Annotated in this window: 17 protein-coding genes; 11 read left to right on the forward strand and 6 right to left on the reverse strand. The window is 55.9% G+C overall.

All coding sequences use genetic code 11. From position 1 onward, the window contains the following. Positions 1 to 92 precede the first annotated feature (92 nt). Together FC75_RS02995 and FC75_RS03000 are read left to right on the forward strand one after the other, a co-directional pair. A complete protein-coding gene (locus FC75_RS02995; protein ID WP_056989089.1) occupies positions 93 to 845 on the forward strand; it encodes an SDR family NAD(P)-dependent oxidoreductase in 753 nt (250 codons plus the stop codon). A 73-nt stretch (positions 846 to 918) separates the two neighbouring features. Further along, positions 919 to 1,530 (forward strand): hypothetical protein, encoded by a 612-nt coding sequence (locus tag FC75_RS03000; RefSeq protein WP_056989090.1) that lies wholly within the window; start codon positions 919 to 921, stop codon positions 1,528 to 1,530. A 63-nt stretch (positions 1,531 to 1,593) separates the two neighbouring features. Here FC75_RS03000 and yaaA read toward each other — a convergent pair whose 3' ends face one another. Next, the gene (yaaA, locus tag FC75_RS03005) at positions 1,594 to 2,358 is read right to left on the reverse strand and encodes a peroxide stress protein YaaA (protein WP_056989091.1); all 765 of its coding nucleotides are present in this window, start codon (positions 2,356 to 2,358) and stop codon (positions 1,594 to 1,596) included. 219 nt (positions 2,359 to 2,577) lie between these two features. On the opposite strand from yaaA, the gene FC75_RS03010 reads away from it, so the two are divergent. From FC75_RS03010 to FC75_RS03020, 3 genes are all read left to right on the forward strand, one after another. After that, positions 2,578 to 2,967 (forward strand): DUF3232 domain-containing protein, encoded by a 390-nt coding sequence (locus tag FC75_RS03010; RefSeq protein ID WP_054662113.1) that lies wholly within the window; start codon positions 2,578 to 2,580, stop codon positions 2,965 to 2,967. Positions 2,968 to 3,036: 69 nt separating this feature from the next. Then, on the forward strand, positions 3,037 to 3,483 hold the full coding sequence (locus FC75_RS03015; RefSeq protein WP_054662110.1) for a hypothetical protein: 447 nt from the start codon (positions 3,037 to 3,039) through the stop codon (positions 3,481 to 3,483). A 230-nt stretch (positions 3,484 to 3,713) separates the two neighbouring features. Further along, complete coding sequence (locus tag FC75_RS03020) at positions 3,714 to 4,847, forward strand: NADH-dependent flavin oxidoreductase (RefSeq protein WP_054662108.1); 1,134 nt, start codon at positions 3,714 to 3,716, stop codon at positions 4,845 to 4,847. A 95-nt stretch (positions 4,848 to 4,942) separates the two neighbouring features. Here FC75_RS03020 and FC75_RS03025 read toward each other — a convergent pair whose 3' ends face one another. Continuing rightward, on the reverse strand, positions 4,943 to 5,392 hold the full coding sequence (locus tag FC75_RS03025; RefSeq protein WP_054662105.1) for an NUDIX hydrolase: 450 nt from the start codon (positions 5,390 to 5,392) through the stop codon (positions 4,943 to 4,945). Between the two features lie 251 nt (positions 5,393 to 5,643). Between FC75_RS03025 and FC75_RS03030 the strand changes: the two genes are divergently transcribed. The 3 genes from FC75_RS03030 to FC75_RS03040 all read left to right on the forward strand — a co-directional run bounded on the left by FC75_RS03030 (position 5,644) and on the right by FC75_RS03040 (position 8,570). Then, positions 5,644 to 6,630 carry an acyltransferase family protein gene (locus FC75_RS03030; protein ID WP_162261093.1) on the forward strand — a complete coding sequence of 329 codons (987 nt, stop codon included), beginning with the start codon at positions 5,644 to 5,646 and terminating at the stop codon, positions 6,628 to 6,630. Then, a complete protein-coding gene (locus FC75_RS03035; protein ID WP_054662102.1) occupies positions 6,617 to 7,453 on the forward strand; it encodes an alpha/beta fold hydrolase in 837 nt (278 codons plus the stop codon). Before FC75_RS03030 ends, FC75_RS03035 begins: the two co-directional genes overlap by 14 nt. A 124-nt stretch (positions 7,454 to 7,577) precedes the next feature. Continuing rightward, positions 7,578 to 8,570 (forward strand): aldo/keto reductase, encoded by a 993-nt coding sequence (locus FC75_RS03040; RefSeq protein ID WP_056989092.1) that lies wholly within the window; start codon positions 7,578 to 7,580, stop codon positions 8,568 to 8,570. A gap of 145 nt (positions 8,571 to 8,715) precedes the next feature. Here FC75_RS03040 and FC75_RS03045 read toward each other — a convergent pair whose 3' ends face one another. The 3 genes from FC75_RS03045 to FC75_RS12615 are packed head-to-tail and all read right to left on the reverse strand — an operon-like array spanning position 8,716 to position 10,340. Next, on the reverse strand, positions 8,716 to 9,351 hold the full coding sequence (locus FC75_RS03045; RefSeq protein ID WP_054662099.1) for an NAD(P)-dependent oxidoreductase: 636 nt from the start codon (positions 9,349 to 9,351) through the stop codon (positions 8,716 to 8,718). A gap of 56 nt (positions 9,352 to 9,407) precedes the next feature. After that, complete coding sequence (locus tag FC75_RS03050; RefSeq protein WP_056989093.1) at positions 9,408 to 10,148, reverse strand: GNAT family N-acetyltransferase; 741 nt, start codon at positions 10,146 to 10,148, stop codon at positions 9,408 to 9,410. Between the two features lie 45 nt (positions 10,149 to 10,193). Continuing rightward, positions 10,194 to 10,340 (reverse strand): hypothetical protein, encoded by a 147-nt coding sequence (locus tag FC75_RS12615; protein WP_156314289.1) that lies wholly within the window; start codon positions 10,338 to 10,340, stop codon positions 10,194 to 10,196. A 103-nt stretch (positions 10,341 to 10,443) separates the two neighbouring features. Between FC75_RS12615 and FC75_RS03055 the strand changes: the two genes are divergently transcribed. From FC75_RS03055 to FC75_RS03065, 3 genes are all read left to right on the forward strand, one after another. Further along, on the forward strand, positions 10,444 to 11,064 hold the full coding sequence (locus tag FC75_RS03055; RefSeq protein WP_054662090.1) for a hydrolase: 621 nt from the start codon (positions 10,444 to 10,446) through the stop codon (positions 11,062 to 11,064). Between the two features lie 131 nt (positions 11,065 to 11,195). Then, positions 11,196 to 11,975: a gamma-glutamyl-gamma-aminobutyrate hydrolase family protein gene (locus tag FC75_RS03060; protein WP_056989094.1), complete on the forward strand. Its 780-nt coding sequence runs from the start codon at positions 11,196 to 11,198 to the stop codon at positions 11,973 to 11,975. Between the two features lie 109 nt (positions 11,976 to 12,084). Further along, the gene (locus FC75_RS03065) at positions 12,085 to 12,417 is read left to right on the forward strand and encodes a hypothetical protein (RefSeq protein ID WP_054662087.1); all 333 of its coding nucleotides are present in this window, start codon (positions 12,085 to 12,087) and stop codon (positions 12,415 to 12,417) included. A gap of 459 nt (positions 12,418 to 12,876) precedes the next feature. Here FC75_RS03065 and arsC read toward each other — a convergent pair whose 3' ends face one another. Further along, complete coding sequence (gene arsC, locus FC75_RS03070; RefSeq protein ID WP_054662084.1) at positions 12,877 to 13,290, reverse strand: arsenate reductase (thioredoxin); 414 nt, start codon at positions 13,288 to 13,290, stop codon at positions 12,877 to 12,879. Positions 13,291 to 13,518: the final 228 nt, after the last annotated feature.

Raw genomic sequence — 13,518 nt, forward strand, 5'->3', positions numbered from 1 at the left:
CAATAGGCAATGCAGGTGATTGGCCAACACCATCAGGCCGACCGGTGTAAATGCTACAATGGAAAGCGAAGTACAGACTGGAGGTCACTTGCATGACAAATAAAGTTTTAATCACCGGGGCCAATAAGGGCATCGGGTTTGAAGTCGCCAAACAGCTTGGTGCGCAAGGGTGGTCCATTCTGCTGGGGGCACGCAACGAGCAGCGCGGACTGGCCGCAGTCCATGAATTGGAAAAGCAGGGCATCCAAGCCGAGTGGCTCAAGATTGACCTCGATGACTTGAACACGGTGCACGCCGCGGCGGCTGACGTGGCCGAACGCCATCCCGATCTCAACTTGCTGATCAACAACGCGGGGATCGCCGGCGACATGGCCGCGGAACCGCTGACGGTCAAGACCGATGACCTCAGGGAGACGCTGACCGTCAACGTCATCGGGTCGTTTGAGATGATCAAGGCCTTCACCCCGATTCTGCGCAAGAATCACGGCCGCATCGCGAACATGACCATTCCCGTTAATCCGAGCGGCTTCTGGCACCCGTTCAGTTATGTCACCAGCAAATCAGCGCTCGACAAAATGATCGAAATGTTCGGCCAGAGCTTTAAGCGCCAGCACATCCCCGTCGACATCTTTGGCATCATGCCCGGCGGCGTCTCGACAGACCTTAACCACCACATGACGAATCCGTTCATCCACACAGTTGAAGAAGGCGCGGCGATTGTCGTCAAAATTGTGACAGACGGGCACCACCACCAGGGCAAAATTGTCAACGACTACGGGCTGGGCAAACTGGTCAAGCGGATGGTCAGTGCCCATTCCAAACAATCGCCCAAAAGTAATGGCTAACGCAGTGGCCGCCGTTCACGTGAACCTGGTATATTTAAGTCAGTAACGGCTTTCTACAAAGGGGGAAACGTCATTGGCCAATTCGAAACGCAGCACCACCGGTGGGCTCAAAAAGCTGGCCGGCAAAACCTTCAATGTTGCCGATAAACTGCTGACCGGTGCCGGCGCGGTGGCGGACGCGATCGGCAAAGTCGCCCCGAGCGTCGTGGATGAAGGCGCCAAGGTGATCGATGCGCACCTGGATAAACACAAGAAAGATTTTAAAATGCCTGGGTTAATCGATCTGCCGCTGGCGGAGGCCGAGCGCGTCATGCACTTTTACCACCTGCAGTACTCACTGATCCAAGTCACCCCGGCGGAAAAGTACGCGGGCCGGCGCGCCAATGTGGTTCTTGACACGACGCCCAAGGCCAACGCCAAGGTCGCGCCAAACAGTTTTGTGCGCGCCGAATACGCTGACGAGGACACCATCGAGGCCAGCCGGCAACTATTGGCCTCGCGTCACGCGGAAAAAAAGATGGTGAAGGCAAGCAGGCACGCGCTGCGGCAGGCGCGCGCCCAGACTGTCGCCCACCTGGTGACGGGCATTCCTAAAGCCGTGGGCAACCAGCTGCCGCACCGTAAAACCAAAAAGTCACCGACCGCGCCATCCAATCAGACGAAGAACGATCCGCAGGCGCAGTAATTCATTGTGCACCCCAAAAGGACTCGTACAGCCGGCTGAAGTGCCCTAACCCTGCCAGTCAGCTCACCCGCCTTTGCGACGCGTCTTTTCAGTGCTCAAAAAGACGAGCCGGTCGCGTGTGGAATAAGTGGCTGCATACCGGTAACGCGGGTCGTCAAAGGCCTTCAGCCCTGCCGGCGTGGTGAGTTGATGTTCGGCAGCAAAGCGCACCATCGCGCCTCGGGCCTGTTTGGCATACGTGGCCCGCGTTTTGATTTTCCCGTCCTTGAGCGTGCCGAAAACCACGGTCACAAACCGATCAGTCGGCTGCAGATACGGGGTGACTGCCTTGGCGTATTCGTTAGACGCTAGGTTCACAACCGGCCCGGTCCAGTCTAATGCGCGATAAAGGCGATCACCCCAGAAGTCGTAAAGGTTCTTGGCCCGACCAACCGGGAGGCGACTGCCGAGCTCGAGGCGGTATGGCACGACCGCGTCAAACGGCCGCAGCACCCCGTAAAAACCGGAGAGGATCCGCAGGTGAGCGCTCAGATAGGTCAGCCCAGCTTCAGTTAACAGCCCAGGCGCCATGCTTTGGTACTGAATGCCGACATAGCTCATCACCGCCGGGCTGACTTCTTTTTGCAGAGCCATGTGATGCAGCCACGCGTAGTTCGGCTTGGCAAGCTGCTCGCTGCACCGCCAAACCGCTTTTACCTCATCATAGGACAACCGGCGCAACGCGTTCAGCAGCACCTGGGCCTCAGCCAAGTATTGCGGCCAGGTCGTCGGGGCAAAACTGTCATGATCCACTTGCATCTTCTTTGCCGGCGCGATGATGAGTTGCATGGTCTTGGCCTCTTTTCGTAAACTAATTAGAGTTAACGCACTGCTTGTATTATACAAAACCGTTCCAAGTTTTCATCCCCAACAGGCGAAGGTAAACTAGATCGTCCCGAAGCCGTGTATCACCTGCTCAGTGTCGCTGCGATGGCCAAAATAATTGCCGCAAAAGCAAGCCATCCCCTGGGGCAAACGGGTATGATGAAATCATTAGGAGGGGTTAGAATGTTTAACTTGGACAACTACTTAAAGCGGCCAGACGCCCTGTCACTGGACCAGGCGCTGGCAATTTATAACCAGATTCCCTACGAACAAGCGCAGAACGACGGGGATTTTAAGGAACTGTGGCAGGATATAATCGACGCCGCCTTGGATTATGTCCCGATCCGCGTGAGATGGAACGACCAAAACACGCAGGAGCGTGCGGCAGTCGATGCAGGGCGCACCAGACGCCACAATGCCTTCATATCAAGCCTGAAAATTCTGAATCGCTACACCGCAACCCATTACGACGCCGAGTGGCTGTCGCAACTTGGCACCCCGGTCACCGACCGCAAGCGGATCGGCGATTTTGCCGGTTATATTGTCCTTTTTGGGGTGTTAAAAGGAAGATAAGACTCGCGCCTGATGCGCCCAGTCCCCACTTTTTGCGTTGATGGGAGTCACCGAACAGGAGTGAGAAAAATGAACGCAAACTTTTCCAAAGCAATCCTTCTTGCACTGATTCCGCTGACGTTGCTAACCGCCTGTGGCATCGGCCAGCCAAGCAGTCAAAGCCCTGCGCAGAGCGAGTGCACGTATCGGTCCGGAGTCAGCCACCTGCGAGACGTCGAAAATCGTGGGTTGCCCGTTGCCAACAAGCAGGAAATCAGCGGGTCCGCGATGACGGACTTGAAGCGCCAATATGGTGCCGATATTGTTAGCGCAGTGTCATTTACCAATGACCACGGCACCAAGATGTACATTATCGTGACCAAAAGCACGGCTGGTGCCAACGCGGTCCGCGAGCGCTTCGCCAAAGCGAATTGGTCAGTCAAGGCGGACCCGAGTCGCCGGCTGGTTTTTGCCGCTGAGCGAAGTCTGGCTAGCGGCTGGTTCGAGAAGTACCAAAAAGCCATTTTCCGCGGCTAGACCACTGGTCCCTTCCTTTTTCACGGCACGATGCAGTTCTGGATGCTAATCAAAAGCCCGCAATTCCAGCACCAATGGCTGATTGCGGGCTTATCATTTAGTTTGGTTTGGCCCTTGATTTTCCTTGCGTCAGCCAGTCAAAAACCGGCGCCGCATCAGCTTAGCGCTATACTTAACTTGATTTGGTTTCAAACCAAATCACAGTGCCCGGAAAGAAGGAAACTCGAATCATGACCAACTATCAATTTCTGCAGCCATACACATTCAAAAACGGCATCACCGTCAAAAATCGCGTTGTGATCCCGCCGATGACCGAGACCTCGGCGTTTGAGGAAGGGTCTGTCACTACCGACGAGCTGCGCTACTTTTCGCTTCACAGTGGTGGTGTTGGGATGTTCATCTCCCCGGTCGCCAACGTGGCGGCCAGCGGCAAAGGCTTCGAAGGGGAGCTCTCGGTAGCCGAAGATAGGTTTCTCCCCGGTTTGGCCAAAATGGCTAGTGCCATGAAGCTCAACGGGACAAAAGCCATCTTGCAGATTTTTCACGCCGGTCGGATGACCAACAGCAAAATCCTGCGCGGCGAGCAGCCAGTTTCGGCAAGCGCGGTCGCGGCACTCCGCCCTGGCGCGGAAACCCCACGCGCGTTGACCGAAACTGAAATCGAGGTGCTGATCAAAGACTTCGGGCAGGCCACCCGCCGTGCGATTCAGGCCGGCTTTGACGGCGTTGAGCTTCACGGCGCCAACACCTACCTCATCCAGCAATTCTTCTCCCCACACAGCAACCGCCGCACCGATCAGTGGGGCGGCAGTCTGACCAATCGGGAGCGCTTCGCCTTGGCCATCATCAAACGCGTTCACGAGGTCGTTGCGGCGACCACAGACAAGCCATTTATAATTGGCTATCGCATTTCGCCGGAGGAAATCGAGACCCCGGGCATCCGCCTCGCGGACACGCTTAAATTCATCGATACGCTGGCAGAACAGCCGCTCGATTACCTGCACATTTCTCAAGGCCACGCCTTTCAGACCTCGCTGAACGATCATGCCGACACCGAGCCCGTGATCACCAAAATTCGCAAGCAGGTTGCAGGCCGTCTGCCGCTGATCGCCGTGGGCAGCGTCGAGACCCCTGCTGATGCCGAAAAGGTCATGGCGGCAGGCATCGACTTCGTGGCGATCGGGCGCGAAATGCTACGCGAACCACATTGGGTGCAAAAGGTGGCAAGTGGCGACGAGCAGGCCATTCGCTACACCATGTCAGTCGCCGATCTGGACGAGCTTGGCATCACGCCGGCGCTGTGGCATTTCCTGACTGATCACATGCATGCCGACATGCACGTCACCACGCCTCACCCTTCGTGATCGAAAAAACCAGGCAGCGTCTCGCATCGAAATCCTGATGTGAGGCGCTGCTTTTTGCGTGGCGGCTGGTAGTTTGGTCACCCCCCACCCACGGTTCAACTGTTTGCATGCCTTAAGGCCAAGTAGTCCGTAATCGCGTGCCGGTGCGTTTGCGGAACATTTTCCGGCAGCTGTGAAAAAGGTACCCAGCGGTACTGAAGTGACTCGCCATCGTTAACGTGCTCCGCGTAATAAGCCGTGTTCACAATGTCGAACTGATCGCCGTTTTCCGCAACACTCGTGCCCTCACCGGAATACACATTGAGAAGGGTCAACTGAGCCGGATCAAGACGCAGCCCACTTTCTTCGGCCACCTCGCGGACGACTGTCTCTCGGGTCGATTCACCTAACTCCATCAGTCCCCCGGGCAGTCCCCACCGGCGTGCCGGCTCGTTGCGCTGCTGCATCAGCAGCGCACCCTGTTCATTGACGAGCACCGCGCAGCAGCCGTTCAGGATCACGCGGCGATGCCCGATGATGCGCCGCAAGTCCTCGATATAGCCCATTGTGTTTCCCCTTTTCTCGTTATTATCTATCCTCACGATACCACGAAGGGGACTCAGCGCTTTGCTCATTTTGCCCGCCTGCGTCGCAATTCCGAGGCCGACAAAAACTTTTCCGCTTTGCCTCAAGAAATCTTCACAACTGGCCACAGCTGGTCATAAACTGGTCGCACCTTTTTGCGATAGTGGAGAGGAAACACGGACCACGCGGAAAAAATTTAAACGCGGTTTACCGCAAGAAAAGTGAGGATCTGGTGAATAAACGACTGGCATGGATCGACATTGCGAAGGGTCTCGGCATTATCGCCGTCGTCATTGGCCATTTTGCGCCCAAAGGGACGACTTTTTACCAAAGTATTTACTGGTGGCACATGCCGTTATTCTTTATGATCGGCGGCTTTTTCGTCAAACCATTAACGCGACGGGCGCTGCCGCACTACTTGAAAACTAAAATTTGGCCGCAACTCAAGCAATACTTCGCCTATGGATTCGCCCTGATCACGGTCAGCTTCTTTGTCGAGCGGCACACCGTCACCTTCTCGCTGCGCTATGTGGCACGGCTACTTTACGGTGGCACCTTGCTCAATGGTTACCTTTCGGCTTTTTGGTTCATGACGGTTTATCTGGCCAGCTTAGTTTTGTTCTCACTGATCAAAGGTTACGTGAGCTCGGTGGCCATCCAGGCGGGAATCATGCTCGCGCTATTTGGCCTGGGGACCAGCTACCCCAATGCGACGGCAATATTTGGCTTTCCCCTTCCTGGCAACCTGGATTTAGTCCTGCTGGCAATGCCTTACATGTTTATCGGTTGGTGGTTCTTCCATTACGCAAGGCCACTGATCCACTGGCACTGGCTGGGGCTTGCAGCCTTGGGCCTGTTTGTTCTGCTGTACGTGCTGCAGGCCAGCGGGCAGCTAAATTTCCTCCTGTTCATGAAGTCCCATCATCTGACGGATCCACTGCTCGCGCTACTTGTGCCGCCGGCCTTAGCACTCGGCATCTTTGTCTTAGCGCAAGCACTCAGTCACATATCACTGAGCCGCGGGTTGGTCGCACTAGGGCGCGCCACCGTACCGATCATGTATCTGCATAAGGCAGTCGGCTACAGCCTGGAAAAATTCATCCCACCGCATTTGGTCTTATGGGTGGTTGCCGGTGTCTTATTGCCATATTGCATGCTAAGATTATGGCAATATGTCACGGTGCATTGGAGTACAGATGAAAAATATGCGACCGATTAAACGTCTTCTTGCTGTCTGCCTGATTTCGCTGCTTGCTTTATGCGGCGGCACCCAACTAAATAATCAGTTTAAGGTCAGCCCAACGCCGACCTTATTTGTGCACGGCTACCGGGGCACCGCCCAGTCCCTGGGCAATATGATCGACCATTTGGAGGCTCAAGGGGCCGGCCGCCAAGTGATGACGATCACGGTGTCGCGTGATGGCCAAGTCACAACTCACGGCCGGTTGAACGATCAGCGCAACCCCCTCATCAACGTGATATTCGAAAACAACATAGCCGGGGAAGCCAAATACACGCAGTGGCTCCGCCAGGTCATGCGGACATTGCACAGAGATTATGGGGTCACCTCTGTGAATCTGGTGGGCCATTCGATGGGTGCCTATGCCGCGATCGCCTGTGGCATGACCAAGTCGCCGGTCACCATTGACCACCTAGTGGCGATTGCCGGCCCATACAATGGCATCATGCACTGGGACGATCGCCCTCACGAAGTCACGCTTAATGCCTTGGGCAAGCCCAGCCAAATTCGGCCGGAATATCAACGGCTATTAAACCATCGCCGCACCTTTCAGGCCGGTTCGGTGTTGAACATTTACGGTGACGTCAACGACGGCTCCGCATCAGACACCGTGGTCACAGTCGCCTCGGCGCGCAGCCTCCGGTATGTGTTGCGCGAGTATCACGGCCCGTATGCGGAAAAGGCAGTGGTTGGCTCGCACGCCCAGCACAGCCTGCTGCATATCAATAACCCGGTGGTCAATCACGCCGTTGCGGCATTTCTCTGGGGCCAGACACCGACTCAGCGCGACCAGCTTCGCTAGAAAACCCTTTTCGGCAAATTCCCACTTGCACCGGAGAAAAATTTTGCCCCCATGTTCCGATAAGTGATAGTCTGAGAAGGTAAACGCGAAAGCGCTATCTCAAAATCACTAAAGGAGTATGCTCATGGAAAATTATTTGGCATCAAAGACTCGCTATGATAATATGCAGTACCGCCGCGTGGGCAACAGCGGCTTGAAGCTGTCTGCACTATCACTAGGCCTGTGGCACAACTTTGGCAGTGTCGATCCGCTGGAAAATCAGCGCCACTTGCTGCGGCACGCCTTTGACCTAGGCATCACTTGCTTTGATATTGCCAACAATTACGGTCCGGAAGCCGGCAGTGCCGAAAGCAACTTTGGCCGGATTTTCAAAGCAGACTTTCAGCCTTACCGTGACGAGCTGGTCATCACCTCCAAGGCCGGCTACTACATGTGGCCCGGCCCATACGGGGAATGGGGCTCGCGCAAGAGCATTATCGCCAGCTGCGACCAGAGTCTGCGGCGCACCGGCCTGGACTACTTTGACATCTTCTACTCCCACCGGTTTGATCCGGACACCCCGCTGGAGGAAACGGCGCTGGCCCTTGATCAACTGGTCAAAAGTGGTAAAGCTTTATACGTCGGCATCTCGAATTATAACGCCGAGAACACAGAAAAAATTGCCGCGATTTTCAAGGATTTAAAGACGCCTTACATCATCCACCAGGACCGCTACAACATGTTCGGGCGCGATCCAGAGAAAGACCTGTTCCCGACCTTGCTCAAGGATCACACGGGCGCCGTTGTCTTCAGCCCACTGGCACAAGGAATGCTGACTGGCCGGTACCTGCACGGGATCCCGGAAGATTCCCGCGCCGCCCGCAAGGACAGCAAGTTCTTGCACGTGGCCGATGTGGAAAGCAAGCTTGACCAGATCAAGGCGCTGAATTCCATCGCGGAAAAACGCGGCCAGAGCCTCGCCGAAATGGCCCTGGCCTGGGATCTGCGGCAGCCGGCCGTCGCCAGTGTCATCATCGGCGCCAGCAGGGTCAGCCAGTTGGATGACAACGTCAAGGCCCTGAACAACCTGAACTTCAGCGAAGAAGAAGAACAGGCCATCGACCAAATTTTGGCCTAGCGTCAAGCACGTGCCGCCTCGTCTGCACAAAACGAGGTGGCATTTTTTGCCTTTTAAGCGAAAAGCGCAACCACGCACTAGCCGCAAAAAGCGCTGACTCTAACCGGCGGTCATTGCCAGATTGAGTCAGCGCTTTTTGCGTGGTCTACGCGTTCACCACCGTAAACCGCTGCCGCATATGGGTTTTGGCTTCGAGTTCGGCGATGGCTGCCGCCGCGAGATTTGCCGCGGATACTTCGGACTTCCCGCTTGGCGCCGTCATCACCTGATCGGTACCCAGCCGGTAATCGCCGAGCGGACCGTCCGTGAGGGTGGCCTGCGGCGAAATTGCCGTCCACGCCACGTCCTTGATCCACTGCAGGTACTGGTACTCGTGAACCTGCTGCTCTGGCGTCGCGACCCACGGGGCCCCTGCGGCCTGCTTTTCCACCTGTGTCAGCATCAGCTCGCCTGAAGCCAGGCGTAAGGAACTAGCCCCCAGGACGAACAAGAGATACGGCCGTTCCGTCTCTCGGAACATGCTGATCAGTCGAGTGGCCAGATCCAGGTGCTGGAACGCATTCGGTGACGCAAACGCATCGACCACCGCATCCAGGCCATCAAGATCCACCCGGTCCAGCGTCAAGGCGTCCTTGGCCAGCACCGTGACTTTGCTGCCGAACAGTTTTTCTACTTTGGCTCGGTTACGGACGATTGCCGTGACCTCGTGGTCTTTAGCCAATGCCGCTTTCACCATTTCTTGCCCAACATGGCCGGTGGCCCCAATAATTCCGATTCTCATCTTTATCCTTCTTCAAAACGAAAAATTCACGCCATGCGGCTGGTCGACTTAACTGCTCAATGATGGCTGCGGATCGGCGCAAACGTCAGCTCCGTCCAACCGACTTTGAAGCCCGCGCGAATCGCAACGTTCATCGACCGCATGTGCGAAAATTGTGTGCCGTAAACCACCAACATCTCGGGCGCGCGCCGTTGAATCTCGGCGGTCAGCGCCTGCACCACCTTGACAGCCAGTCCCTGGCGCGCGAAAGCCGGATCCAGCACCTCGACGCCAATTTCCCAGGTGTAGCGCCCATTTTGGTTGGCCCCGGCTACCACCTTGAGTTGGCCATCGTCAAAATAGCCAACCCCAAGCATGTCGGGATCAACGTCATCGTAGGCAAAAGCCTCGTGGATCCGCTTATCCTTTTTGAACAGCGGAATGTCGGCTCGCTCGATGAGCATCAGGTGCGAGTCGCTTGGCGGCTGGACTGGTCCGGCCGGCAGAAAAAACGGCGCGTGGTTGGTGATCTGCCAGCCGTAGCGGTGCAGCAGCCGCTCCAGTTCGCGCAGGTGCGGCCACGCGAAGAACCACTCGCCTGGCGTCGTGTTGAAATCCAGCGCGATGCCGTCAGTCACCAGTGGGTTGGTCGTGCGGACGTAGAGATGATCCTGATACACGACGAGGTCGCCGGCGTCGCGGGCCCAATACCGCGCCCCACTGACTGGCGGCGCCGTGATGAACCGGTTGTACGGCTGCGCAAAATCCGCCGGCGCGAGGCCAAACTCCAAAGCCAGTTGATCTGTAATTTTCGTCATTCTTTGTCATCTCCTTGAGTGCGTCTCAAATGCCGCCACCCAGACTCACCGGTGGCGCCAATCGTCCTCATCTTGACGCGGCACCCGTTTACGTGCTGAATCCGGCGGCAAAAATGGCCGGTTGAGAGTTCCTGCCAGCAGCGTGAAAAAGTTGGCGATCCCCTTGAATAGGGATTGAAAGAAGTGAGCCATGACACCCTCCTTGATGCGTCTCGCCTGCCGAGTCGCTTTACTAGTCATTATCCGCGCCGCAGGCTACAATGCAAGCGTATCCAACAATTAGGAGGTAAGCGCCATGACCAGTTATCCGCGTCGCAACCCAGAAGAAGATCCGCTGCTGACCCCAGAAAATTCCGTCCTGCTGGTAATCGACTACCAACCAACCCAGGTCTCCTCGATCCAGTCGATCAGCCACCCGCAACTCATTAAAAATGTTTCATTTACCATTAAGTTAGCGAAAGCCTATCACGTCCCCATTGTCCTCAGTACCGTGAATGTCGCGACCGGGCGCAACGCCGACACGTTAAAGGCCTTGCGCGACCTGATGCCGGATCAGCCCACGTTTGACCGCACCAACATCAACGCCTGGGAGGACCAGGACTTCAACAAAGCCGTCCACGCCACCGGTCGCCAAAATCTGATCATGTGCGCCCTGTGGACCGAGGCTTGCATGGCGTTTCCAACGCTTGACGCGCTGCGCGAAGGCTACCACGTTTTCCCGGTAGTGGATGCGATTGGTGGCACCTCCACGCTGGCCCACGAAACCGCGCTGCGCCGCGTTGAACAGGCCGGCGCCGAACTGATCTCGAACGCCCAGTTGGCCTGCGAGTGGCAACGGGACTGGAACCGCGCAGAGTACGCCCATGATTTCGTGAAGCTGATGTTTGAGAACGACGACTTCTTCCATGCTGAATAAGCGCCTGACAACTCTGCCGCCCAGCAAATGCCGGGCGGCTTTTTCGCGTCGATAGTTTACCAAGTTTTACTTGACTGCTGGGAAAAAAGTCCTAAAGTAGGTGACAATGATTTTCTGAAAGGATTGATCCCATGCGTCCCATTATTGCCATGACCGGCGATGCCTTAGACACGCCGTCTGCTGAACTGAATCTCAACCACGCGGACTTTGCCCCACGCGACATCAAAACGGCAATCATCAAGGCCGGCGGTGCGCCGATCATCTTGCCTTTTCCCGATGACGTCACACTATCGGCAGAGCTGGCGGAAGCGGCTGTGACAACCTTTGACGGTCTGCTGCTGCCAGGTGGTCCCGACGTTGACCCGACCCTGTACGGCGAGGAACCCGGCCGAAACATCGGCAGTGTCACCTATCCAAAGGACCGCTTTGAGCAGGCGCTGATCAAGGCAACGGTTGCAGCTGGCAAACCCATCTTTGCGATTTGCCGCGGGCTGCAGATCCTCAACGTGACGCTGGGTGGGACCTTGTACCAGGATCTGGCCAGTCAAGATCCTGATGCCACGATTCGCCACGTCCAGGCTGCCCCGGGGCAGTACCCGACCCACCACGTAACGGTTAAGGCCGGCTCGCAGCTGGCCAAGCTGGTGGGCGAGCATGCCTACGTCAACTCGCGCCATCACGAAGCCATCAAAAAGGTCGCCCCAGGCCTGCAGATCATCGCCACTGCGCCGGACGGCGTCATCGAGGCGGTCGCCGATACCCGCGATCAGCAGATCCTCGCCGTGCAGTGGCACCCGGAAAACCTGTGGCAGCAAGACGCGGCCCAGCTGCGGCCCTTCACCCTCCTCGTCAAGCGGGCCGCAGCGGTGCGCACCGCTCAAGCCTTTGTCGCCCAGCCCAAAGTCAGCTAATCGTTTACCTGCCAGTCGCACAAGCGGCTGGTTTTTTAGGGCCGTTTTGGTTCCTTTATCCGGTCAGCAAGCGTACAATGCCGGTGAAAAGACAAAGGAGATGGCACTCATGCACGAAATTCCAGAAACCATGGCCCAGGTCACCGCACTGGTCGACCAAAGCCGGCAGAATGGGCAACCGCTGACAGAGGAGCAGGTGATTCAAGGAGGCCTGCAAAACTGGATGCAAGAACTACTCGATGAAGGGATCGAAGGCGGCTACCTCACGGCCCAACTGACTGACTCAGGCCTGACCGTGTTGGACATCACGGGCAAACTGCTGCTGAAAACTGACACGCTAACGGCCGCCAAGCTCGTGCCTGCCTTCAAACAGGACCCGCACATGACGCTGATGAACGTTCAAACCGCAATGCGAAAAATCATCGATAGCGGGCGTTTATGACATTTTTTCTTGCCCCGGTGGCCTGATCACACCGCAAATTAGTTATTTTGAGGCGATCAAACCGTGTCAGTGGACATCAGATTGCGATATTTGACGTTGTGCTTGAAAACGCGGACCATTCTCAGCGAAGAATGTTCCAACGGACGAAAATAGGCTTTTTAAGCATACCAAAGACAACGTACAAGCTAAGAACACGCCGGTTCGCGAAGAAAAAATTGGTGAGAAAAAAATTTTTTGGCTAAATTTGAATTTTTTTGTTATCAAAGCTTATAAGATGTGATAATCTGAAGTTGTCCAAAGGCAGAGATACGAACAACTGCCAGCGGAATGGAAACACTCCTAAAAAGTTCCCCCAAACTTTTCCACCAGCGATGGTGGTTTTTTTGTTAGCAGCTAAACAAAACGGCGACTCACGATTAAATGGCGAGCCGCCGCTTTTTGAGTTAACCCTGATGCGGTCTAACCCGCTGTTTCTGCCAAAGCCGTCATCCGCTGCGCGATTTCGTCTCGCACCTTCCGAAATGCGAGCAGGATCTCTTCGGCAGTCCCCGTCGCCGCTGCGGGATCAGGCAGCGGCCAGTGCTGCCGCCGCACTGTTGCCGGCACCACCGGGCAGTGATCCCGCGCATCCCCGCACAGCGTGATCACCAGGTCAGAGGACCGCAAATACTGCAAGTCGATCAGCTTCGAGTATTGCTTGCTAATATCAATGCCTCGCTCGGCCATCACTTTGACCGCAAGCGGGTTCAGGCCATCTTGACGCAGGCCGGCACTGGCCACCCGCCAGGCCGGACCCAGCATTTGCTTGGCAAACCCTTCCGCCATTTGACTGCGACAGGAGTTACCAGTGCACAGAAAATAGATTTGTCTCACTATTTTCACCACCCCTAGAAACGCTTATCTCTATTGTACTATGCCACCAATTTTACGGATACTCCCCATGACCACGCCACCGCTCTATCTGAATGAACGGGCATCCTGCCAAATAAAAACTGGCCGCGCCGCTTGAGCAAAACCGGTTTCAATGCCGACACAGCAGAATTTAGGCCCACTTTTTTCGCCTTATCGTGCTATGCTATTAGCAATTACGGATTCGAGAGG

Origin of the sequence: Lacticaseibacillus camelliae DSM 22697 = JCM 13995, assembly GCF_001436615.1 — a bacterium.
Lineage (GTDB): Bacteria > Bacillota > Bacilli > Lactobacillales > Lactobacillaceae > Lacticaseibacillus > Lacticaseibacillus camelliae.